The following is a 24737-nucleotide window of genomic DNA, read 5'->3' on the forward strand; positions in this document are numbered from 1 at the left end:
ATATGCAAGTAAATTGCATTGTTTAAATTATATGCAATTACGTTGCTTTTGTCAATATATTAAATCACTTTTAATGCAATTATGTTGCACACAATAAACTCTTTAAGGAGGATGACAATGAAATTCGGTGAAAAACTCCGTGACCTTCGCAAACAAAATGGATTAACCCAAGCTGAATTAGCTGAAAAAGCAGGGATTTCTTTACGAACGGTCAATTATTATGAAAGCGGTACGACCTATCCTAAAAATAGAGAAATCTATACAACCCTCGCTAATATATTGGATGTAGATGTACATTATCTACGAAATGAAGGCGATGAATTTATTACAAGGGCAAGTGAAAAATATGGTTATCGTGGTGCAAAGCAAGCAGAAGAACTTGTGGCAGAAATAGGCGGCTTGTTTGCAGGAGGTGAATTATCTGAATCTGATAAAGATGCAGTTATGCAAGCTTTACAACAGGCCTATTGGGATGCAAAGAAAGAAAATAAAAAGTACACTCCTAATAAATATAGAAAAGACAGCGATTAATATTAATTTTTGGGTAATCATTTAGTAGAACAAATAAGGAGTAAGCTTCTTTTTGGGAGGTGCTATTTTGGTTGACTCTTATGAAATATTTAATAAAGCAAATAGTATAGTTAAAAAATTAGGAACTAGGGATCCTTTTGTTATTGCAGATGAACTTGGCATTAAAGTTTATTTCTGTGAATTCCAGGACTTATTAGGTATGTACAGAATTGTTTTAAGACAAAGATCTGTTTTCTTAAATAGTAATCTTGACTACCACTGGCGCCAAATGGTTTTGGCCCATGAAATTGGTCATGATATATATCATAGGCATTTGGGGGAAAGCGGTCTTAAGGAATTTACTCTTTTTAAATCTATAAATAACACCGAATATACTGCAAACACCTTCGCTGCACATCTTCTCTTGGATAATGATTCAGTACTTGAATATGCAAAGGAAGGCTTTGATCCATCTCAAATTGCCAGTATATTAAATACGGAAACAAACCTTGTGCTTATTAAAATTTGTGAAATGAATAGAATGGGATATAATTTTAAGATTCCATTTCAACCTGAAAAGAATTTTTTGAAGAAAATAAAAATATAAATAGTTTATTTTAATTTGATATCAAAATTAACTATATAATATAGATAATTCACCATCTATATTAATTCATAATAGAATTGAAAGGATTATTTAATTGCTATTTTAATGATGTTTAAACATCTATTTATTCAATTAATTACAGATATAAGTTTCCTACTCATAATGGTATATATATGTTATTATACTAAAGTGACACTATGTCCATAAGTAATTTACTATATAGATTATAAAAATAGTTTAGTATGTAAAATAAAATATTAGGTTGTTAAAAAGAAATGGAGTGAATAAGAATCATGTATAGAACAGTTGATTTATTTGCAGGTATTGGAGGTATTAGAAGAGGTTTTGAAATGACTGGTTTTTTTAAAAATGTTCTTTCAGCAGAAAATGATAAATTTGCTTGTGAAACATATAAGCATATATTTGGTGAGAATCCCCAAAACGATGTTACAACTGAGGAATTTAAAACTTTAATTCAAAAAACTGAATATGAAACATTATTGGCGGGTTTCCCTTGCCAATCCTTTAGTAGAGCTGGAAAACAGGAAGGATTTAAGGATAGTACAAGAGGAACTTTATTTTTTCATATTGCTGATATAATAGAAAAGACTAGGCCAAGAACATTTCTATTGGAGAATGTTGATAATCTCTTAAGTCATGATAAAGGTAATACTTTTAAAGTAATTATAGAAACATTAGTAAATGAATTAGGCTATAAAATAATAGGTGTTGAAAAAAATTTAATTGGCGAGTTAATATTCGACAATAAAAGTTTTATCAGAAATTCTCGTAACTTTGGAATACCCCAAAACAGACCTCGGGTTTACATCATGGGGTTCGATGAAAGATATTATGGTGATGCTGTACATAAGCTTCCTATAGAACAACTTCCCTTGGAAAGAAAAAGAGGTCCCATCTATGAAAATTTAAATTCTTTACTAGAATTTAATGCTCCAGCGGAATATTATGTAGCCCAAGGTTATCTTGATACCTTAAAGAAACATCGACAAAGACACGAAGGTAAAGGTAACGGCTTTGGCTATATGGTTGTTAATGAACCTCATATTGAAAATCCATATTCTAATGCAATATTAGCTACTGGTGGTTCTGGAAAGGAAAGAAACTTGGTATTTGACCCACAAGATGGTATAGCTGGGACAATTATAAAAAATAAACAAACACCTTTAAATAATGAAGGAATAAGACATATGACTCCAAGAGAATGGGCCAAACTTCAAGGATTTATAGGGTATGCATTTGTTGATGAGGAAGGTATAGACAAATTTACAATGCCACCCAATATAAGTAATACTCAATTATATAAACAATTTGGAAATTCAGTTACAATACCTGTCATAGAAGAGATGGCATTGTATATGAGTGAATGTATTCAATTTTTAGAAAATCAGTTAAAAGAAAGCAAGAAATATGAACAAGCAATTTAAATTTATAGATTTATTTTCTGGAATAGGGGGATTCCATTATGGACTAGCTCAATGTGGTGGCCAATGTGTTTTAGCATCCGATATTGATTCTTCTGCTCGTAAAACATATGAGATTAATTTTGGCATCCAACCTGCAGGTGATATTTGCGAATTAAAATCAAATGAAATACCTGAGTTTGATCTTTTATGTGCTGGATTCCCCTGCCAATCATTTAGTAATATAGGCACCAAACGTGGATTAAAGGATCCACGTGGGGCACTAATATATGAAGTAATAAGAATACTGAATGATTGTAGCCCTAAAGCTTTTATACTCGAAAATGTCAAGGGGCTATTGACTCATGATAAAGGAAATACATTTCGTATTATCAAATCGTTACTCGAGAACTGTGAATATAATGTTTTTTATAATATTCTTGAAGCTAAGGATTATGGGGTACCTCAGATTAGAAAAAGGTTATTTATAGTGGGCATAAAAAAAGAATATGATATAAAATTCAACTACCCTAAACCCACTGGTTGTATCAAAAAATTATCTGATATATTGGGCGGAGATACTGAAAGAGAGTATTCATTTACTATAAGAATTGGTGGTAGACGCTCTGGAATTGATAATAGATTTAATTGGGACTGTTATAATGTTAATGGTCAACCACATTATTTACAAGTAGAAGAATGTTTGGAACTACAAGGGTTTCCAAGAGATTTTCACCTTTTTGGAAATCAAAGTGAAAAATTCAAACAAGTTGGAAATGCAGTTCCAACAGTAATAGTTCGAGCATTAGGTGAGGAACTTATTAAAACTAAAATCTTTTCGTTATAAATAAAAGCAAGGTTTATCGAATTCAATAAATCTTGCTTTTATTATTTTACCAAATTTTTTCAAAATCTATAAAACCATTTTCATTTCTAAAGTATTTAACTAAAACTATTTTATCTTTAAAATTGGATGCAATTGTTAAATCAGCTTCCTTATCTATTCCAATAATATTAGCATAGACCTTTCTCTTTGGAAAGATTGTAGCTAATAAATCTAAATATTTAATAGTTTGTATTATTGCATCTTTATTTATTATTCCATTCTTTATTTCTAACAACAGCATTCTCGAATCATCTTCATCCATTAAAACAATATCTAGTTCATCCTGTAAATGGGGAGAAATTATTGTTTCTAACATTGCATTTGATGAAATCTTAGTAAATGGAATGTCTATTATAGTAGAATTAATTTCCTCAAAATCTTGTATTAATCTATTTGAAATTTCTGAAGTTGGACACTTTAATCCCCTTAAAATATATGAATATAAAAATGCTTCATCATTGGTAGTAGAATTAAGAAGAAAACTATCATCCAACCTAAAGCTAGTATCACTATTTAATGAATTAAAATGGTGTCTATGTTTATTTAAAGGTATATCATTGTCAACATCAAATCTATGCACTCCAAAGGATTCTAATAACTCTATTAATAGTAATGTTTGTTTGTTAGTAAAAGATGTAACCGACTTCTTTCTAGCTGCACCAATATTCATAACAGCTGGATGCCTATAACCCCAAATTTCTTTAGACTCAAATTTCTTTATTAGCTCATAGTTATCTGATATTGAATTACATTCACCTGTAATAGCATTAAATAAAAACCTGACTTTACAATCTGTTGTATTGTTAATTTTCATTGGATAAAAAGAAGAATTTAATTCATAAAAGATTGCTGGAAATCCATCGATTATATCTATTTTAAAAGGTCCGTGTATTTCTTTACAACCAGCAGCATCACCATTGGTTCTATAGATAAATATTAAATCATGAGGACCTATATTATACATTGATGCAATTGCTCTCCAAAAAGACTTAGTCCTAGATATACCTTGATGTGGAAATCCATAAATTCCATTATTTATACTATCGCTAAAAAGATTAGTATTGCAGATACATAAATGTGATTGAGATTTATAATTTCTAGCATATTCTTTTATCTCATTAAGCGAGTTAAGCACCATACCTTCCCCCTTATCTATGTGCCCTTATGTGAAGAGCCCCCCTAAAGTTTCCACTATCATATCTAACCCATTTTGCAATACTAGATGCATTTTTACCTGCATAAGTATCAATATTATAATTTTTCGGCATTCCTTTATTGGCTCTAACGCTAAAAATCAATTTTTCCCAGAGTTGATCTACTGCCATACTTGGATCTAATATATTCCAAGTATGTTGGCTACATGGATTTGAATATTCTAATACAAACTCTGCGGGGTGCTTAGATTTTCTACTGCCTGATCCAACAAATAAAAAATACTCCAAAATAGGTTTTAAGATGTTCTTTGAATGTCTAAATGGGGATCTAGGATCTGAGTTTTTTATATCTTCTCCTATTTCTCCCCTTAGTCTTAAATCCCAATATTTATCAATTAGAGCATCCAAATCTAATATATTAACTCCTACTTGATTACACACATTTTCAAATCCTGGTCTAGCTGTATGATTAACAATAGCTGGTGGTGCCGCAGAATGAGATTTTAAAGAAAATCCTATTCCATTGATATATACATCACTTTTATCATAGGTTCCTCCTTTAATAACACCCATACTATCAGCAAGTTGTATTAAATAATCATCACTTAATTGTGGTAAGTTATTATGAACATTTCGTGGAAGTATCCCATATTCACATCCACCAAAACCCACACTTTCAATCTGTATACCATTAATACTTTCTCCCAAGTCTCTCAACTTTACCAAATATAGTTTAATTAATATTTCATCTCTTTCTCCTGAATTCATGATAAAACCCCCTTATTTCTTATAATAATATTGTAATCTAGTTGTAACTTAATTACAACAAATAAGCATTTATCATTAATGTCCCTAACTAAAATATTCCCTATAATGTTATATAAAGTTAAGTTAATAGTTAAAATATAAAGATATTGTTCTTTTTCTGCCTATAAATATATTTTTAGAGTGAGTCCTTCTTGTTGGTTCAGGTTGAACTCCACCTCAGTCCAGTGAAAAGACAAACTCCCCCCTTGGTGGATAGTTTATCTTTTTTACTGGAGACTTTATCTTTTTATAAAATATCTATTAGATGAATTACTCCCATTCTCTCTGTAACGTGGCTCCTTAGTTAACAAACCACACCTTATGAGATCAGCTATTCCTCGTTTTACTGTACTCCTTGACATAGAAGTTTCTCTTGCAATAGTATTTATAGCTGGCCAGCATTCTCCTTTTGCATCACTTCTATCCTTTAGATACATATATACAATTTTAGCTCGAGATAGTAACTCATCTGATGAATAGGAATAAATCTTTCCAAAATAACTCAATCTCTTCCCCTCCTATGTTCTTAATGTCGGCCTTCGTTTTCTACTTGTTGTTTCCGTTTCATGTGATGGACTATGAACTAAGCCACCACTTTTACTTTTACTGTTTATGGATTCTATCACTTCTGTATCTCCATCATCTTCTTTTAATATATTTTCCTCTAATTTTTCCTTATTAGCATATGAAACTTTACGATGAGACTTTTCCTCTACTGTATATGGTTCTCCAAAACTAATACCCCAATCTAAGAATAATCGAAGTACAGTTTTCATTGGATGTGTTCCTGTTTTCATAATTACAAAATTTCCTTTTGGCAATGATTTCAATTCATCAGCTGTCATAAGTGGGCGCTCCATCATTTGTAAGCTTTGAGAGGGATCATTCTTTCCTCTGCTCACACTACCACTCATAACAGTTCTACTACCCAATGCTTTAGATAATACCTGAGCTGTTTCTGAATTAGGAGCAAATCCACCAAATATTGTATCTTGACAGTTATCTACAATTATTTCAGAACCTTCTTTGCCATAGTTTTTTTGAAGTTGCGCAAAACTTTGAATGATTGGTATCATGCTTAATCTACGAGATCTACTGGCAGAGAATATAAGCTCCAGTGATTCAATAGGTGGTAGTGTCCCAAGTTCATCTAGATAAAAAACGACCCTGTTTTTTAGTTTACCACCTTGCTCATCTGCTACAGATAAGATCTCACGATACAGCTGTTGAATCATAAGAGATACCATAAAATATTTAGTTAAGTCTTCTTCAGGTAATACAATAAATAAAGCTGACTTTTCATTACAGAACTTCTCTGCATCTATTGTAGTCTCAAAACATAAAATTTGCTCCATCTCACTATCTAGAAAAGCATTAAGTCTTGATAGAACTGTAGATAGTACTGATGCCATGGCTTGCCCTGCAGAGTTTAAGGCTGCACCTGCAAACCATCTTGCCTTATGTTCCTCTGGTAATTTATCCATTAGTATTTGAAATTGACTCTTACCCTTTATTTTACTTGGTGCAAGTAGATCCTGAACCATTTTAAATACACTTATAATATGGCGACAATCAACATTCTTTCCATCCTCTCCACTAGGTGGGAGGAATTCTGCTATTAATAATATTACTGCTGTCAGGAGTCCTTCTGCTGCATCATAGAAAAAGGCATTTTGTCCATAATTAGAACTATCCCCTGATGAATTAATAATTGTTTTTGATATAATCTTTGCATATTTCTCAGCCTTTGCCTTTGCAGATAATTTATTCTTATCTTTTAAATACTCATCCATATATTTATTAACTAGATGAAGCATATTGTTTCCATCACTTCTCGTTGGATTTCTTAAATCAATTACTCCTACATTGTAACCATAATAATCTTTAGAAATTTTCCCATAGTTTCTAAATAAATCTCCTTTGGTATCTGTAGTTAAAAAACTCATACCACTAGCACAAGCATATTCAAGATTTGGATATAAGAAAAAGGCAGTTTTTCCAACTCCTGATGCTCCAATCATGAGGCAGTGAATATCATCTATATCTACTAAGGCTGTGACCCTATTCTTTCCTCCCTTACTTCCTAAAATTATCCCCTGCTCTGCTGGAAGATTCTTCCCTTGTCTCCAATCAGAAACATTGAAGGGAATATGCTTATATGTTTTTATAATCTCTTTCCTAGTTGCAAATCTAGCGGTACCATGCTGACCATCTCCAACAGTTCTCGATTTTATCCCATTTAAGGTATAATAATGTGCTAGTAGAGACAGTCCTCCTATCACTATAAACATTGAAGCCGCCATACCAATAAGCAAATATACTTGTGTTTCCATGATTATCCCTCCCTGCCATTAGAATTTATATTTACTTATTTTATTGCATCATCATTTCCTTTACTTGATTTTGGGATTTCTTAAGTTCAGCCTGTCTAATTAAAACAACTGCTTTTATTGTATTTTCCAGTATTGACTCATATTGTTTTGCAATCCTCATTTTCTCTTCCCTAGAAATTATTCCAGTATATTTTTCTATTTCAGCTATACTTTTTCCAATGGCATCTAATCTGTTTTTTAAACCACCGCGATTCTCATATGCCTTATATTCATTAGATACTCTGTTTATAACAATCTCAATATCCTGACTATGTCCTAGTTGCTTGTATTCTTGTTCTACTAGAATTAAAGAAAGAGCAGATAGTTCTTTTAATTTTTCAACTATCTGCCCTGTATTATTATCCCTGCATTTTATATATACTTTATTTAATTCTTCTATTGTTATCTTTTTCCCCTTAGATTCTAAGGCTATCTCATAAATCTCTGAACAAGTATCATTTAGTAATAAATATTGAGGATGTTCCTCTGATGATTTTGCTGGTAGATTTAGATTAGCCTTTATATCCTCATTCCAATCCTTGTATTTAGGAGATAATATTTTGCAATCAACTCCCTTCTTTAGTAATATATCTTCAAATTTTTCACTGGATTCTATACCAGCAATATCATTGTCTAAACACAATATTACCTGATTAATATATGGATATACTTCTATCATCTTTAGCATTGCTTGTTCAGACAAGCCACATAGGGATAAATAATTATCTTCCTTCCAGTTATCTTGATTCAGACTGATAAAAGATAACATATCAATTGGTGCTTCAAATACATAAAGTTTGTTACTTCCTCCCATATAATTAAAGCTATAGCAGGGGTTGCTGCTATCTACATTCCCTTTGAAGGGCTTACCTCTGGTATAGAGTCCCTGCTTGTGGCCATGTCTTGGAACCTTGTTTTCATCTAAACCTACAAAGACTGCATTATGGTATTCTTTTCTTTTATCCTTTGATATTTCACAACTCTCATATAATAACTTCTCTTTTGCAAAGAAACTAACTACATCCCTATCAATATACCTTGCCTTTATTAGGTAGGCAAAGACCCTTCGCATATTAGAGTTTTTATTTGGTAATATAAAAGGTTTACTTTCTTCCCTTTCATTATCCCTTGCCCTTTTGTATACTTCACCCTGGTTATTTCCTAATAAAAATGTAACTGCATATGGAAAACTCATTCCATAAAAATATTGAACAAAGTCAATTGCTAGACCTCCTTCTCCACTTCCATGGTCATACCATCTATTTCCTCTAATTGTGATGCTGCGATCACTGTCTAGTCTTTTCTCCCTTCCTGATCTAAGTAGTTTCTCTCCCTGCATTTCAAGAAAATGCACCAGATCAATTTCATTTGCTCTTTGTTTTTCTTCTTCTGTAAAATGAATATAAACACTCATAGATTTCCTCCTTATCCTTAAGCATTAATTTCTGAACTTCTTTAATAGTTTTGGACATAAAAAAACAGTCTCCTCTACAGAAGACTGTGATTTTGCATACTAATGCTCATTTTTTTTATAAATTACGAATCCATAATTAATCGTTTCTCATCTTCTTTTTAATTGCAATTTTTAAGAAAATAGCAATAGCTATAATTATAAAAATAACAAAACCCTGTATTTGAATACTTGTATACCAGGGTGCAGATTTCACCTCATACAAGTCAGGATGATTTATATAATCAAAATATTTATATATGGAATATCCTATAGATACGCCAATAAGTGATCCTATTATATAATTTAGAATAGTGTCCAACCTTTTAACCATAGCAACTACCTCTCTTTATAAAAGTCATAAGAATAATTAATTATGACAATAAGTATAGTAGGTATTACTTATATGATATTTTATCTCATTATTTTTGTTCTTAATTCCATTGCCCGTTCTATTCTTGTATCCCAACTGCTATATATGTTTTCTAATCCTACAGTATAATCTTTGCTTCTTTCCTTACCCTCAATTAAAATGGCTATTTCATCATCATAGCATTTAAGCTTCCTAAAAAGCATTGCATAGGAGTTATATAGTGCTGGTGCATTGTAACCTACAGCTCTTGCTTTATCGAATAGTTCAAGAGCCTCTATTAAATTCCCATCTTTTCTTAGTCTATCTGCCTTTTCATAGATATTAAATCCTTCTTCAAAACCTTTATCCCAATCATCTTTATTCTTTATTTTGTTTAAGCTAATTCTAGTATAAATAGGATTTAGTTCGGCATCTTTTGGTTTAGGGATTTCAACATCTCCATACAATTCTTTTAAAAACTTCCAAACTTCTATAAGATGATAGCATGGTATGTTTCGACCTATTCTCTCCATTGCCTTTTCTTGATCCATACTATAGTTAGTTACATAGTCATCAGTTGAATATATCCAACAAGTCACACTCTTAGCAAACTTTGACCTCAATATTTTGGAATTCATAATATCTAGCCATGCTTTTACTTCTTGTAAGTACTTATTATAATTTTCGCCATATACAATGCTTAATTCTTCTCCCCAGAGGGATTTATCAATAAAATGTGGATTAGATAAAAATTCTACTTCTATACTGTCAAACTCTCTAAACTTAACTTTGAAATAATGCTCTTCAATTTCGCTAGCATAAAATACCGATGCCTTTTCAAATTTATATTTAGGTGTAGAAGGACCTTTGCTATAGCCATTATCCCTATCTGCTGTAAAAGGTATAATCCTATTGGTCAGTCGATGAGTAGTTTCATTTAGTATTCTAAGCATCTCATCGCTCTCTAATTGCAATGCTTCTTCTTCAGAAATCTTATCCTTAACAATTGAAACTTCTGTTTCATATTTTTCTTTTATTTTTTCTGCCTCATAGGCATTTTCATGTTTTTCATATGCACGATTCCCTCTACCCTTACCTATATAGAATATTTCTCCCGTATCTTTAATTCTCCACTGATAAACATAATAATCATTACGAACATCATCTCCAGTAGAAGTACCTATATAAGATGTACCAATATTTATCATACCTTTTACTAGTTTTGAAATATCACTTTCTAACTCTTCCTCACATCTCTTACAAATACCATCTTTGTTGGTTCTCAAGAATAATCCATACTTATTACACCGTTTGCATTTAGCCACCTACTCACCTTCCTTGTTCATAATTTCTACAAATTTTATAGTATAAATCAACCTTTCATATTAAACCATACAAATACAAAATTTCCACCAAAAACAAATCAACTAATACGGTACTTTATATAAATTATACAATATGAAATGAATAAAGTGTTCTTGCTTTGTTTTCTCATCTTTGCAAATTATATCTCTAAAGAGTAATTATAAATCTCATTTATAGAGTCGCAGCCGCTCATCTAGAATTATATTCATTTTTTGCAACATTTCAATAATTTCATTCTTATCTTCCAACCATTTTCTTTCATTTGGCCTCATATTTGTAATTAGTGGCTTTACGGTTTCTTTTGAATATATGCCATTAAAGAAAAACATTTCAAGCCTTTCTCTTTCAATCCAGTCATTAAGAGCTATCTCTTTACCAAAATAACTAGAATAATCTCCATTTGGAAAACAATTATATAGAGTTGGTGGCATTTGATCGTAATAATCATATCGTTTATTATTTATGCCCTGAGATGGCCATTTCATAGCATTCGCTCTTGTCTCAGCAAGTTTAACAAAATAGTATAGTTCTTCTACTACTTTTTCACTTTTAGGTAAATAAGTATCGATATTATGTTTGATTTTCTTTAAGTATTTATGGGGGTCTGGACCAAATTTATTTTTCTTATAGAATTTTTCATTTGGATTTAAGCAATCTAATACAAATTTTAATGGCGTCCAAACTGAGAAAATAGTATCTGCACGTAAATCCCCATTAAAATATAAACAATCTAAGTCATTTTCTTCTCTTGGTTCGTTTGGGGCCATCCAATAATTTAAAAAATTAATTATGTGGTTATCTGTGTATTTATCCCCTAAATAACTTTTCATCTTATTTTTAATCATAAAGAAAGCCCCCTTTATACCTTATATAATAAAATTTCTACTCTGTTTTATTTGCATTCATATTTAGCATCCATCTTTTATTAATTCTACTCCATATTCAATTACTAATATACATTATTTCCTATACAGTATCCCCTTTACCTAAATTACATATCGAACATAAGGTTTGAAGATTTTCCCTGGTAGTTTCCCCACCCTTGGACCAAGGAATTATATGGTCAATATGTAATTCTACTGCTGGATCCTTCGCAGGTGAAGACCCACAGGCACAACATTTAAAATTATCTCTTTTTAATCTTTCAAAACGAAGTTTCATACTTGGATCTCGGCTTGTCCTATGTTTGTATTTTGATTTATTAATATTTGTTTCATCTATATTTATTTCATCATCTTGATTTTTAAAATCATCATCTGATGCTATTATTCTTTCTCCATTCACACATTTACCTACTATAAATTCTCCCTGACCTTTCGGCTTATGATATATGGGCCCATTATATGGGTAGTTTAAACCTAAGCATCTATACTTCCCTCTTCCTAGAAATTCAAATACTGCAGGTTTGTTTAATGTAATTCCATTATTGACACGATTGTAGCAGTAATCAGATGGAATTACTGAACCTTCTTTTCTTCCAAATCTTTTAAAAAACATTTCATAGAGTTCTCTTGTTGTAATAACATAATCCGTACCAAAGTTTTTAGAAAGTTCATTTACTATTTCTACCATTTGCTCATCTATGGTCATTAGACACCTCCCCTATTCTAATTAAGCCTTCTACTTTCTCTTTAAATAAACACTTTAAAATTTCATTTATTAATGCTTAATTATAAGTATAGCAGATAAAATTGAACATTAAAATAATTTAAACATGACATATGTGCTCCATTATTCTTATAGCTCAGCTCTTTCTTGCTCATAGTCATTCTTATGTCCTTGTGCCATTTTCTTCTCTCTTAATTTCCTTAATAATTTACTATCTATCTTTTTCCCTATCTTTGATGTCTGCAAAGGTATATTATCTTCAAATATTTTACTCATATGATGAAACATTCTTGATACTATTTGGGAAACTGATTGGTTATAAATTCTATCAATATTGTATAGAAAAACCTTAGCATATTCATTGCCCTGTTCTGCTGATAGACCCAGCCATTTTTTTGCCTCTTCTTTATTTCTTATTACCCCTTCTCCAGTTAAATAAAATTTTCCCAATGAAAATTGTGCATATTGGTTTCCATTAGTGGCCTCTTCTACTAGATCATCAATATCAGTATTCATTAATTCATCAGTAATCACAACATCTTCACTGTTTATTTCCTCAAAGGCAAAGATCCCCTTATTATAATTATCTGCCTCTTTAATAATCATATTTTTTATTGATTTAAATTCTTTCTGTTTTGATAATGGTATAGGCTCTGGCAGATTATCCATATAGCTATTAAGTACTTCATTACGCATTTCATACCATAAGTCATATGCTTTACTTATTCTTTCATCCTTAGATAGTTCATCTACAATTTCATCTACCATTACTTTGAGATTTGGTTGTAAATATCCATACAATTTCTTTCCTTTACTGGATTTCAATCTTTTGGCAAACTCTATAAATAATTCTTCTACTTTATCATTTTGAAATCTATTATTTTTCATTTCAGATATTAGTTGTAATAGTACTTCTCTTGATTCTTCTTTTAATTGATCTCTTCTTTTACTTTGTTCTATATATATTTCCTTTAATTCTTGACCAAAGATATTTTTTACAAAACCTGATTTCATTTTCTCTATGCCTTTTTTAGTTAGATATCCTTCCCTTGGATCTGTTGAGTAGCAAACCATATGAACATGGGGATGATGTCCTTCATTGTGGAAGGCTGCATACCACTGAAAATTCTCAGCCTTTATCTTTAGGGCTTCAGCAATATCTATGGCATAATAAGAAAGCAAATTATGCCAGCTTTCAGCATTATCAAAACCAAGTCTTATAGCATCTTCTCTCCTTAGAGAAATAATTGGAGTCCAAACATTTCCTTCATGATTTGCTACTTCATCTGCAATCCTGCTAAGAACTAGGCTATCTTCCCCACCAGTAAAGAGCCCATGCTTTACTATTCTTTCTACCCCTGGTCTATTTGAAATATAATCTACATAATTTTTCCGTTTGCCTATCTTGTCAAAGTTTTCTTCTACTGCTATGGAAATCAATTCAGATGCATTTTCTATTGTTGGATTCTTAATATAATCTTCATATTCAAATAAGTTTTTAGTATTTGGAAACTCTTTAATTATTTGATTTATTAACTGATCTTGTTTTTCTGAAGATAGAGTATTTTTATCTTTAACTAATATTTTTTCTACTCCATCACGAGTTGCAATATAATTTACTAAATTTCCAAGATGGGCTGATGCTCTTCTACTTCCACCTTTAAAATAAGGGCATTTTAAAATAAGTCTTGCCATAAATTATCACTCTCCAATTCCTTGCTGGAACTTTACCGCCTCCTCCATAGATATTTTGCCTCTTGTCTTTCTTACTTGCTGAACACATCTTCCCCTGAGACTACGAAGTTCTTCTTCGCTAATTTCTAAACCTGCTGCAAGTATATTCATTATCATACTCATTTCAACTGATAGACGAAATAAGTTATTAGCATTCCTATTTTCTGCTTCTTTAAGTATTCCTTGTATTGCTGAGATCAGTATTTTAGATAAATATCCTGTGGTGTCTTCACTAACTAAATATCCCATATAAAAGTCTAAAGCCTTATCTATAAATTCACTCCTACTTTTACAATTATCTCTTTCTAATAAACTATCCATTTCTTCCATTGTTTCAGGATACAACCATACTGCAGTCCTTTTCTTTACTGAATTCCTTTTCTCTGCCATTTTATCACACCTTAAATACCTATTATTTTCCCCTGACCACCTATAGGGTACACCTATGAAGTCCTTGTTTTGTGGGTTTCTCTTCCAAAGTGACCACCTATAACAGCACAAACCCCGTTTCCCGACCACCTCTTTTAAATCCTTCAACCCACGGCACTGCCAGGGGATGTGACTGGAAGGTGGAGTCTTTTGACCACCTTCCTTTATCCTGCACTAAAATCAATTGGGGAGTTCACCTCTATTATTCTGATAGTAATCATCTAAAATCCAGTATTTAAGCCATTTTAATAACCCCTATAATTATTCCGCACATTTGCGCCAAATTTCGATTTACTCTAGATTAGGTAGAAATATACCACCCCCTTCTTTTAAAGAGCACACAAGGGCAAGTACACCCTCAATAATTGTCTTATTCTTGTATTATGGATTGGTTATTAACTTCTGCCTTAGTCTTGACTGATTTTTTAAGTTTTTTAGCCTTAATCTCTTCCTCTTGCCTTTCATCGATATATTCTTTTACATTAACTGGAACATATTTCTCATATAGTTTTTGAAGTTGATCCATCAACTCATCTTCCAAGTCTAATTCTTTTTTCTCCATATATATGTTTATAGCTCTTAATTTTTCAGCATTAAAACTTACCTTAATAATATCTTTTTTCATCTGTATTTCCCTCCTTCTCTTCTTCTAGATTTATTTGAAACTCACTACATACTCATTGTCATTCCTTGATTCTGCTCCTCAGTTTGCTCTGATGTTTCTTCAATCTCTCCCGTATTTACTGTTTCAGCAGTTGATTGTCCCTCAGCACTTTGACTTCTCCCAGTCCTTCTTCTTCCTTGAGCTGTTGTATTTCTAGGAGTAGTTTCTGGTTCATTTTCATTAGTAACTACTTCTATTTCTTCTCTATTATCATTTCTGTCTAAATACCTTCTGGTGGCAGATGGGACATATTTGTCATAGGTATTTTTAATATGTTTTTGTAATTCTTCCTCAACAGTCAGTTGTTTTTCATTCATATAAAACCTTAAGGCCTCCAATTTTTCTTTTGGAAAAGTTACTTGCAGTGTTACTTTTTCTGTTGATGTACTCATCTATTTCCCTCCTTAAAAATCAAATCCTATAAACTCCATCCTTGGTTGAACTTCAGGTTCTTCACCTGTGAATTCTTGAATTTTACCAAATTCATTTATATATTTTTCTATTTGCTCATCAGTTAAGGATACAAATTCTCCGTCTTGACTATCTCCTACAATAAAAAAAGGACCGGCAATTATATCATTACCGACCCTTCGATTAAGTTCCATTCCATTTAATTTTCCTTCGTCATTACACACTAAAATACAATTATTATCTAAATAAAGGCAATCAAATAATCCTTCAACTTCTCCCTGTATTCCTTCTAAGTCATTACTTATTTCCTTTTCAAAAGGTAACTTTTGTGGCTCAATTTTTAAAATACGAATTGCTTTTTCTATATTGTCCATATACAAATCCTCCTACATTTTCATATTTTGACTTTGTTTTATTTCTTCATCTAAGCTGATGCAGTAATCAAGGTATAATGTCATATCAAAGCACTCATCTTCAATTTCAATCTCTGAAATTTCTTCTCTCCTATGCAATGCATCTAATAGCATCGTACCAATGCCATTGTTTTCTTTTACTGCTAACCCATAGTATTCTTCTATCTCATCAAAGTAGATAGCCCAGCTTCCATTGGAAGAATTCTCTGCAGCTTCCTTTATTATTTGTTCTGCAACCATTGAAATTTGCTGTTCAATATAAGGTTTAATATTTGGCATAAATGCTGCATATCTCGGATAATCATATCCATGACTGTCAATTAAAATCCCATCGCCACCATCCATATCAAGTGCCAATAGCACATGAATTTGTCCTATAGAGTCCTTATACATTACTTCTTTTTTATCTGCAATAAAATCTCTGTCCTCTAATAAATTATTACTGAATTCTTCAAACTCATCCTCATTCATTAATTCAATTCCTTCAATTACACAGTTCTGTATATCAAAATCAGATAATTTTCTTTCAAATATTGCCTTTGTGATTAACATAAAGTCCTCCTTTTACTTTAAAATATGCGGCCTCCCATACAGTACCTGTTTGTTTGAATCAAATAAATTTCTATATACTACCTCACCCTTTGAATAAGAAGCATCAATAACCTTACCATCTCCTGCATAGACTCCTACATGGGTAATATTCATAAACCTGACATTAGGTTTATAACTCCAGAATACTAAATCACCAGGAACTAAATCCTTTTTGGAAACAGTAAGATTCTTGTTTACACAAAATCTTGCCTGCTCTGCTGCAGTTCCTGGTATGCTAATCCCTATCTGACGATAACTCCACATAGTTAAATAGCTGCAGTCAGTGTATCTGCCTTGTCCTCTTTTTTCTTGTGAATAGGGATCTCCAAGTCTCGACATAGCAAGTTTTACAATTTTAGATCCTTTCTCTCCTTCTGGTAAATCATGATATAAATCCTCTAGTTCTTCTGGTGTAAGACCCTGTATCCAATCCTCCCACTCTGTAAAACTGTCACCTTCAATAGGGGCAGGAGTTCCATATTTTATCCTATAATATATTTCATTAGCATTTGCCATATATTCATAAGTCACTGAGTTTTCCATTGTGGTTTCTATATTTTTATAAACCTCTGACAGATTAGTTATAGGTACTGGAACTATATAAGTCTCTTCATATTCATTACCGTCTTCATCAGTTACAGTTCTTTTAAGCTCTTCGTATCTGATAAAGCAACCTACAAATTTTGCTTTATCTATATTTGACGGTTGATTTTTGCCGAAATACAGAGAATAAAAAATAGCCTTAACTCTAATTGAGTCTAGACTATTTCCATCCTCTATTTGCTTATTTATGTCCTCTATCTTTCCATCAAGCATTGTAAAACTCCTATGCATCTCCTCTATATGTCCTCTATATTCTTCTGGAATATTAGCTGATATACTGCCTTCGTTAAAAGATAGATATAAAGCATTATTATTATGATTTGTTGTTCCTGAAAGAAGGCTTAATATAATAACAATGATTAATATAAAGGGGGATAGGATTGCTGCAATAGTCCACCCTATTCCTTTTCTGAGCCTTCCATCTGATAAAGCAGATAAAGCTGTTTTTACAATGATCCCTAATGATCCAGGGTCTGCCATTTATATCACCACCATTTCATTCCAAATATATCTCCCTGTTCAGGTTCATGCTTCTCCACTTCTTCAAAATTCTCCATTTGACTAAGGGTTTTCTTCACTGCATTATATAAAATATCTAAATCAAATCCTGCATCAATATAGCCCTCTTCTATGGTTTTTAGATAGCTATCGGATGGATTTCCAAGTTTATAGCCTTCTGTCATTATATAAACCATTGCTGTAGCTTTATAATTGCCTACAGTAATATCCACTCCAGATTTTCCATAAAAACTTGGATAACCTTCATATCTATCAAGAGCTTTCTCATCATCAGGTTTGATACTCCATAGTAAAACTGGTACCGCACTTCCTTCACATGGTTCGATAGTTGCCACTGCACCATATCTTGATCCACGAAATACAAGTTCATAATCCTTCAGTTCTGATGTACTGATAACTCTTGCCGTAGGGCATCGATACTTCATCTGATTTAAATTTAGGTTACTCCCATAGGCAATATATAACTTATCTTTCTCCATCTTGACCTCCTTACTGGTTCATAGACATAGAAAAAGCAGGAGATTCTTCCTCCTGCTCATCTATTCCCATATCATTATTTTCTAATTCTTCTCTTCTTTCTTGCTGTAAAAATTCTAATTCTCGCTTTTGTCTAAGTCTTTCTTTCTGTGCCTCAGCTTGCTCTGGTGACTTCCACGCAATATTTCCTTCTAGATTATCTAGGAGATGTTTTCTTGCTGTTTTAAATTCATCTCCAATTAAGTTGAGTCTTAAAAGCCATACTCTAAATGTATATTTCTCATTTTCTGATACGGTTTTTATTGGACTTGCAGACTTTTGATTATAGGCTTGTGCTGTAATTGCCATACAGAGTTGTAGATAAGCCTTAAGTTTTCCTGCATGGAGTGATCCATTAAAGGCACGAAATTCTATTGTTCCTTTTTGAAAAACAGAGTGTAGATTTAAACATCGATATCTACTGTCATGGTAATGTTGATGGCTTCCATCCCTCCCTTTATACCAGAGACTTTGAATCCCACTTATTGTTTTGGGCTTCTTTTTGTTTAGTTCTTCTAAAAAGTCCTTATCTATCTTTTTGCAATATCGTCTTTCTCTTTCTGAGTCTACCTTCAAGGCTTTATATATCATATCTTCTTTTGCAGCTATGATATTTACAAGATTTCTAAGTTGATATGCCTTAAATGGGGCTGCATTGATATGAATATGAATACCACAGGATTTATTACAAAATGCCCCTGCCTCTCTTAACTTCCTTATCATCTCTTGGATATCTTCTATATCCTCATATCTGCAAATTGGACTAACTAATTCAACACTATATTCTCTATCTGCTATTTGCTTTCTATTCCCTACTTTCTTTTGACAGGTAATACTAGCATCTCTTACAAGTTTCCATTTCCTATTTTGATTATCTGTTACAGTATAAGTGCCATATCCACCTCCCTCAAAATCTACTGTACCATTTAAATATTCACCAATAACCTGCGCTGCTCTCTTTCTTGTGATACCAGTCATTTCTACCTCTACTCCAAACTTTTGCTCCCTAAGATCCATATCTTCACCACCTTACCATAGCTTTTTTTCATTTATAATATCTATGGCATTTTCATATTCCGCATATTTAGCTGAAGTTACTATAAATTCTATAAGCCTTTTATTTCTCCAAAAGTCTATTAATTCTCCATAGCATTTATCATGAAGTTCATTGATTTTAAAAATAGTATCTGCAATAACATTTTCTATTTCTTTATCTAAATCATTAGATGCTTTTCTAGAATTCTTTAGTTTATCAATAAATTCATCTAGGACATTATCCAGTTCTTTAATGTCCTTCTCATCATAATAATTGTAAGCTAGGAACGGATTTTCATATTCTTCTCCATTAATACAATGTTTTATCTCTTCTAGTAATCTTGGTCGATTCTTTGGATCTGCCTTTAAATACTGTTCCATAAAACAAAGAAGATCATTATCTCTGTTTGGAGTATAACTAATGCACACCCTCAAATCATCTATAATGCCTTGCTTTTGATTTCTAAAAGATTCAATTTTATCAAATATCACTATCTGCCACCTGCCTTTCCAAATAACTTTTCTTTATATGCTGGGGCATGGACAGCCAAGTTATATCTTTCATTGCCACATTTATATAAGCAAACACCTCTTTGTGGAAATTTAATTAAATTATATTCTGATTCCTCTAGCTGCAATGTATCCATATAAAACTGCTTATCAATGTTCCCTGCATTAAATAAAAAAGCGTGTGCCGGAATAGAAAACAGTGGCTTAGTCAGCTCCCTAATTCCTTCAATATTGAAGTCCTCAAGGTTTTGACTGCTAAGTATGACTGCTGATTCTTTCTTTCGCACTCGCTTCATAAAATTACGAATATATTCAATTGCTGTAAGATTTGTTAGGAATAAATAAAGCTCATCGATTCCTGCTGCAGTATTTCCTTCTGTCAGTAGCTTATCTGACATAAAGGATAGTACATTAAATAGTAATGCATTTTTAACATTTTTACTGGCTTGAAGTAAACCCTTAACTCCAAACACTATAAATCGATTGGATGTTATATTGGTATGTCCATTAAAGAATTTACTCTCTGCCCCTTGGCACATGGAATGGAGCCCAAGTAATATTTCCTGTAGTAACTCCTTTGTATAAAGTTGATATTTTTCATTATCATAGCCTTTATACTCTTCCTCTATTAGTAAATAAAAGTCTGATAAGATAGGATAGTCAATGGATTCTAATCTGCTAAAGTCCGCACTATCGCTAATATTATATTTGGTATAAAGTTTTCCAAGCATAATTTCAGTTACATCAATATGTTTATCATCAAAATCTTTATAAGAACGAAAGAAGTCCTTTAAAAAGCTAATATGTTGACTTAATTTAGTTGATTGCCTAAATGCAAGGGGAGCATCATTATCATGTGGACTTCCTTCTTCATCCCAAGTTTTAGGTTCTAGTGGGTTAATCATATATTCTCCACTCATTAAATCTACAAAGCATCCACCTATATTTTCTGCTAATTCTACATATTGTATGGATAGGTAAGTCTTTGATATTATCTCCAACTTTTCCCCCCATTCACACCGTGCATAATGCTTTCACATTACACGGCGTTCCATCAATATTTACTTATTTACACTAATTTCATTATTTCCAACTAAAATTCTTAGCTTATTAAGACGCTGAAAATCAATAATGGTTTTAAGATTAGCCTTTAATAATTTAGTTATGGTACTACTATCCGTTGCATGAACAAGTCTATGCATATCCATTGTCAGGAAAACAAGATTTGAATATTCATCTGTACCACCTAAATATTTAGGTCTTTTATGATGCGTATGCATTAATCCTATTTCAAGACGGCTACCACTAATATAGCATTTACCTCGTTGTGCAATATATAAGGATATTCTATTATCGTTATATTCTATTGTTTCCCCCTTAACTGGGTTCAGCATAAGATATTCCAAAACACGATGGTCTATTGTTTGTAGTCTTTTATGAATTTTCTCTCGTCCCTCCTTAGTGTAATTACAAATATCTTGTGAAAAACACATAGGTGGTTTTGTTTTGACTGCTACAATAGGATACAGAGCTATCCCTCGGATATAGGTAATTTTACCTTTATAGTCACCATAAAATTTAATAAAAGCTTTGCTTTTTACACCATTTGTTTTCTTTCTGTCTTTAGTTCTGCATTCAAGGCTCTTTTTGACATCAAAAGTTATTCTGTGGAAGTTAATGTTCACATTGGTTGCAACATTGTAGTAATTATGCAATCCTAATACAGTAGCATTATAGGCTTGTACATTTTCAATACTTGCTAGTTTACCAATGTCTTTTATTCTTCCCCTTAATTTATCTTTACATTTTTTAATGGACTTATCATTCAAATAAGATTTAATAACGTATTTCTGACCCTTTTTCCAAAGTTTCATTTTTATCCCTAAAAACTCCGAATAGTTCTTCTTTAGATTAACTATTTTAGATTTTTCAGGGCTTATTTCCAATCCTAAGCGTTCTTTTAACCAATTTTGGGTAGCAATAAAAATATTTTCAGCATCTGCCCTGCTGTTACAAAATAATTTAAAATCATCTGCATAACGAGCTATATATATTTTCTTTAGTGTACCTTTGCTACCTTTGATTTGATTGGTTCTATATCTTTTCCTAACGGGATTTGTCTCCCACTGGGAAGATATCCACCAGTCCAACTCATTTAGAACAATATTAGATAGTAATGGACTTAATATTCCCCCTTGCGGGACACCTTTATCAGGTATTCCTATTCCTTTTATTTCAGCCCTAAGCATTTTTGATATTATACAAAGTAATCGCTTATCTCGAATACCCAATGACCACATCTGCTTTAAAAGCTTTCCGTGATTTACATTATCGAAAAACCCTTTAATATCAATATCTACTACATATTGATGATTTTTAAGGTTTGTTAAAAACAATGCTCTTGCGATAGCATGGTGTGTGCCCCTATTAGGTCTAAATCCATAACTGTGGTTATGAAATTTTGCTTCGCAAATTGGTTCTAAGACCTGCTTTATACATTGTTGTATTAACCTATCTTCGATAGTAGGAATACCAAGAGGTCTCTTTTTCCCATTTTCTTTTTCTATTTCTACCCTTCTCACGGAATGAGGAATAAAATTTCCCATTCTTTGGCGAACATAATTTACAAGCTTTTCTGGCTCATTATCTCTTATATCAATAATTGAGTTTTTATTTGTACCACTTGTTTTACTGCCTTTATTTTTCTTGATATTACGATAGGCTAGTAAAATATTTTCTTCACTTGTAATAATGTCATATAATTTATAAAAGTTTTGGTTATTAATTGCTTTGGAATAAAGGTCATCAAAAACAGTTTGAGTATTGTAATATTCATTGTTTCTGATTTTCTGTTTCTTTTTAAGCCTTTGAGTTTTTGTTGTCATAAGTCGGTTTCACTTCCTTTATTGAAAGTAATAACCTCTATTAGTCATACTCGAACCTTATGCATATTTTATTATGAAATTGTGTTTTACTGTAAATATTGACTTGTGGCTATCCCTCCACCATTTATTATCATGGTTTCATTGGTACTGTGCCACTGCCTTCTCTGAAACAAAAGCAAGTTATATATATTAGTTTTCCTTGCTACCACTTCATTGAGATTAAGCTCTCCATGTTTTCAGCTTACCACGTTCCGATAATCTTATCTGTACATATACCCTTAGGTGCTTTCTATAAGCCTGGCTGCTTGATACTGCCTGTAACAGTATAAGGATTTTCATAAACACGAGTTTTACTCATCCTCACAGACCTTGCGTTTAGCAATTATAGTCTTTCAACTAATTCCCCGTTTAGACCCGTACATTCAAAAGTTCGTCATTTAACCGTTTTTGCAGTTAAACATCCTCACCATAGGTATTTTATAGAACTCCAGCCTATCATACACTCGACCACCTCTGGTTCGCAGTTCTTCGCCTTTATGCGTTAGGGTGTACTCTCAGCTGACTTCACCGAGCTTATGACACTTCATTACCTAATTAATAAAATGCCATTCGGAGTATTAAGCAGGCGTTTTGGGGCGTTACTCCCTCATTCCACCTATCAAATTATCAGTTCTCCAAGAATTATTTTAAATTTAAACATCTCTTGTGCATAACCTTTTCAGTTACGAACGTGTCGCACCATGCTCAGGATCTAGACATATTACATTCTTTCCTGATTCTAAAATATTACATAATATCAGCTTTAATAAATAGCTTTTCCCTTGTCCAGAATTTCCTAAAATCAGAATACAAGGATTGGTTTTGTCATCATCTCGTTTATCAAAATCTACAATAATATTTGAACCAAATTTATCTCTGCCTAGATAAAATCCATTACTATCAGTTTTACCTGAGTAGTTAAAAGGATAAAGATTTGCTACAGAAGATGCAGGAAGTACTCTTTCATATTGAGTGTCAAATACATTTCTTCCTGTTGGCCCAACACATAAAAATCCTTGCTGCTGGCGAAGCATAAGCCTATCTACATTTAACTTACTTCGTACAAGTTCCGTTAATACATCTGTCTGTAATAATTTTAAACCCTCATAATCACTTGCAATAAGCTCTATATATACTGCACAGTGAAACAATGGCTCCCTATTTCTATGCATAGTGGATACTAATGTTACCACATCTTGAAGGTTGCTTTCTGCTGTTACTGTCTGTTGTAAATCATTTGTATTTGAAGTATTCATCCTATTTTTATTAGCTGCATTATGGATAATTTTCTTTTCTTCATTTGGAGTTACCTGCCTGGTGTATATTCTAAGAGTAACACCATCCTTTTCTCCAAGGTGACGAAGAATTGCTTGTTCACTGGTACTTGTAGGATATTCCCTTAGTGCCCATACGCATCTATAAGTGTTGCCACAGATGAAATGATCAGTGTTAAATTTTATAATTGATGGTGCAATCATATTGATAAAGGTTTTTATTTTTTCATCTTCTATGATTGGTGATTTCTTTTTTGCCATTGTATTTCTTTACCTCTCTTTCTTTTTTGACAATCGGGTAGGAGGTAAATAATTAATTTATTTACCGACCTCCCTCACCACCGTACGTACCGTTCGGTATACGGCGGTTTCATAGTTTACACTTTAACTTCAAGGTAATATTTAAGAAAACTTAAATAACCTTGTTTTTCAAACCTAGCATTGGTTAGGGTTGTTGCAAGAATCCAGCTATTGGCCGTATGCCAGTAGCCTTTTCTTGTATTTGCCCATTCCCATGCCTTTTCTCTTGCTACTCCCAGTTTCTTAAGGTTAACAAATTTCGTCTTGACCTTCTTCCAACTT

At 32.2% G+C, this 24737-nt stretch carries 27 protein-coding genes; 4 read left to right on the top strand and 23 right to left on the bottom strand.

The window, feature by feature from the left end:
• Window positions 1-117 precede the first annotated feature (117 nt).
• The 4 genes from BUB33_RS10660 to BUB33_RS10675 all read left to right on the top strand — a co-directional run bounded on the left by BUB33_RS10660 (window position 118) and on the right by BUB33_RS10675 (window position 3385).
• Window positions 118-531 carry a helix-turn-helix domain-containing protein gene (locus BUB33_RS10660; RefSeq protein ID WP_072976254.1) on the top strand — a complete coding sequence of 138 codons (414 nt, stop codon included), beginning with the start codon at window positions 118-120 and terminating at the stop codon, window positions 529-531.
• Between the two features lie 67 nt (window positions 532-598).
• Window positions 599-1117 (top strand): ImmA/IrrE family metallo-endopeptidase, encoded by a 519-nt coding sequence (locus BUB33_RS10665; RefSeq protein ID WP_200778192.1) that lies wholly within the window; start codon window positions 599-601, stop codon window positions 1115-1117.
• Window positions 1118-1410: 293 nt separating this feature from the next.
• Window positions 1411-2562 (top strand): DNA (cytosine-5-)-methyltransferase, encoded by a 1152-nt coding sequence (dcm, locus tag BUB33_RS10670; RefSeq protein ID WP_200778193.1) that lies wholly within the window; start codon window positions 1411-1413, stop codon window positions 2560-2562.
• A complete protein-coding gene (locus BUB33_RS10675; protein ID WP_072976256.1) occupies window positions 2546-3385 on the top strand; it encodes a DNA cytosine methyltransferase in 840 nt (279 codons plus the stop codon). The genes dcm and BUB33_RS10675 overlap by 17 nt, the downstream gene beginning before the upstream one ends.
• 46 nt (window positions 3386-3431) lie before the next feature.
• On the opposite strand, the gene BUB33_RS10680 is transcribed toward BUB33_RS10675, so the two are convergent.
• The 23 genes from BUB33_RS10680 to BUB33_RS16080 form a co-directional block, all read right to left on the bottom strand.
• Window positions 3432-4562, bottom strand: coding sequence for a hypothetical protein (locus tag BUB33_RS10680; protein WP_072976257.1), 1131 nt, complete (start codon window positions 4560-4562; stop codon window positions 3432-3434).
• A gap of 10 nt (window positions 4563-4572) precedes the next feature.
• Window positions 4573-5346 carry a hypothetical protein gene (locus BUB33_RS10685; protein WP_072976258.1) on the bottom strand — a complete coding sequence of 258 codons (774 nt, stop codon included), beginning with the start codon at window positions 5344-5346 and terminating at the stop codon, window positions 4573-4575.
• A gap of 278 nt (window positions 5347-5624) precedes the next feature.
• Entirely contained in the window at window positions 5625-5891 is a 267-nt protein-coding gene (locus tag BUB33_RS10690; protein ID WP_072976259.1) for a helix-turn-helix domain-containing protein, read from the bottom strand.
• A gap of 12 nt (window positions 5892-5903) precedes the next feature.
• Complete coding sequence (locus BUB33_RS10695) at window positions 5904-7718, bottom strand: VirD4-like conjugal transfer protein, CD1115 family (protein WP_072976260.1); 1815 nt, start codon at window positions 7716-7718, stop codon at window positions 5904-5906.
• 40 nt (window positions 7719-7758) lie between these two features.
• Complete coding sequence (locus tag BUB33_RS10700; protein WP_072976261.1) at window positions 7759-9171, bottom strand: DUF3991 and toprim domain-containing protein; 1413 nt, start codon at window positions 9169-9171, stop codon at window positions 7759-7761.
• A 136-nt stretch (window positions 9172-9307) separates the two neighbouring features.
• Window positions 9308-9541, bottom strand: coding sequence for a hypothetical protein (locus BUB33_RS10705; RefSeq protein ID WP_072976262.1), 234 nt, complete (start codon window positions 9539-9541; stop codon window positions 9308-9310).
• A gap of 80 nt (window positions 9542-9621) precedes the next feature.
• Window positions 9622-10884: a GIY-YIG nuclease family protein gene (locus BUB33_RS15850; RefSeq protein ID WP_115322185.1), complete on the bottom strand. Its 1263-nt coding sequence runs from the start codon at window positions 10882-10884 to the stop codon at window positions 9622-9624.
• A gap of 207 nt (window positions 10885-11091) precedes the next feature.
• Complete coding sequence (locus BUB33_RS10715; RefSeq protein WP_234950036.1) at window positions 11092-11691, bottom strand: hypothetical protein; 600 nt, start codon at window positions 11689-11691, stop codon at window positions 11092-11094.
• A gap of 199 nt (window positions 11692-11890) precedes the next feature.
• Complete coding sequence (locus BUB33_RS10720) at window positions 11891-12514, bottom strand: HNH endonuclease (RefSeq protein ID WP_072976264.1); 624 nt, start codon at window positions 12512-12514, stop codon at window positions 11891-11893.
• Window positions 12515-12661: 147 nt separating this feature from the next.
• Entirely contained in the window at window positions 12662-14227 is a 1566-nt protein-coding gene (gene mobP3 / locus BUB33_RS10725) for a MobP3 family relaxase (protein WP_072976265.1), read from the bottom strand.
• A 6-nt stretch (window positions 14228-14233) separates the two neighbouring features.
• Complete coding sequence (locus BUB33_RS10730; RefSeq protein ID WP_072976266.1) at window positions 14234-14656, bottom strand: hypothetical protein; 423 nt, start codon at window positions 14654-14656, stop codon at window positions 14234-14236.
• 409 nt (window positions 14657-15065) lie between these two features.
• Complete coding sequence (locus tag BUB33_RS10735; RefSeq protein WP_072976267.1) at window positions 15066-15320, bottom strand: DUF6103 family protein; 255 nt, start codon at window positions 15318-15320, stop codon at window positions 15066-15068.
• Between the two features lie 44 nt (window positions 15321-15364).
• Window positions 15365-15751 carry a DUF6103 family protein gene (locus tag BUB33_RS10740; RefSeq protein WP_072976268.1) on the bottom strand — a complete coding sequence of 129 codons (387 nt, stop codon included), beginning with the start codon at window positions 15749-15751 and terminating at the stop codon, window positions 15365-15367.
• 12 nt (window positions 15752-15763) lie between these two features.
• Window positions 15764-16144: a DUF3846 domain-containing protein gene (locus tag BUB33_RS10745; RefSeq protein WP_172463215.1), complete on the bottom strand. Its 381-nt coding sequence runs from the start codon at window positions 16142-16144 to the stop codon at window positions 15764-15766.
• 12 nt (window positions 16145-16156) lie between these two features.
• Window positions 16157-16735, bottom strand: coding sequence for a DUF6329 domain-containing protein (locus tag BUB33_RS10750; protein ID WP_072976269.1), 579 nt, complete (start codon window positions 16733-16735; stop codon window positions 16157-16159).
• Window positions 16736-16747: 12 nt separating this feature from the next.
• Window positions 16748-17857 (bottom strand): C40 family peptidase, encoded by a 1110-nt coding sequence (locus BUB33_RS10755; RefSeq protein WP_072976270.1) that lies wholly within the window; start codon window positions 17855-17857, stop codon window positions 16748-16750.
• Window positions 17858-17862: 5 nt separating this feature from the next.
• Entirely contained in the window at window positions 17863-18375 is a 513-nt protein-coding gene (locus BUB33_RS10760) for a gamma-glutamylcyclotransferase family protein (protein WP_072976271.1), read from the bottom strand.
• Between the two features lie 10 nt (window positions 18376-18385).
• The gene (locus tag BUB33_RS10765; RefSeq protein ID WP_072976272.1) at window positions 18386-19429 is read right to left on the bottom strand and encodes an amidoligase family protein; all 1044 of its coding nucleotides are present in this window, start codon (window positions 19427-19429) and stop codon (window positions 18386-18388) included.
• A 12-nt stretch (window positions 19430-19441) separates the two neighbouring features.
• Window positions 19442-19939, bottom strand: coding sequence for a hypothetical protein (locus tag BUB33_RS10770; RefSeq protein WP_072976273.1), 498 nt, complete (start codon window positions 19937-19939; stop codon window positions 19442-19444).
• Window positions 19939-20958: a P-loop NTPase family protein gene (locus tag BUB33_RS10775; RefSeq protein ID WP_200778194.1), complete on the bottom strand. Its 1020-nt coding sequence runs from the start codon at window positions 20956-20958 to the stop codon at window positions 19939-19941. The genes BUB33_RS10770 and BUB33_RS10775 overlap by 1 nt, the downstream gene beginning before the upstream one ends.
• A gap of 60 nt (window positions 20959-21018) precedes the next feature.
• Entirely contained in the window at window positions 21019-22842 is a 1824-nt protein-coding gene (ltrA, locus tag BUB33_RS10780; protein ID WP_072976274.1) for a group II intron reverse transcriptase/maturase, read from the bottom strand.
• A gap of 722 nt (window positions 22843-23564) precedes the next feature.
• Complete coding sequence (locus BUB33_RS10785; protein ID WP_200778195.1) at window positions 23565-24416, bottom strand: helicase HerA domain-containing protein; 852 nt, start codon at window positions 24414-24416, stop codon at window positions 23565-23567.
• A 116-nt stretch (window positions 24417-24532) separates the two neighbouring features.
• The coding region (locus BUB33_RS16080; RefSeq protein WP_268807679.1) for a hypothetical protein at window positions 24533-24737 on the bottom strand (205 nt) is incomplete at its 5' end.

Source organism: Tissierella praeacuta DSM 18095, from assembly GCF_900128955.1.
Taxonomy (GTDB): Bacteria; Bacillota; Clostridia; order Tissierellales; family Tissierellaceae; genus Tissierella; species Tissierella praeacuta.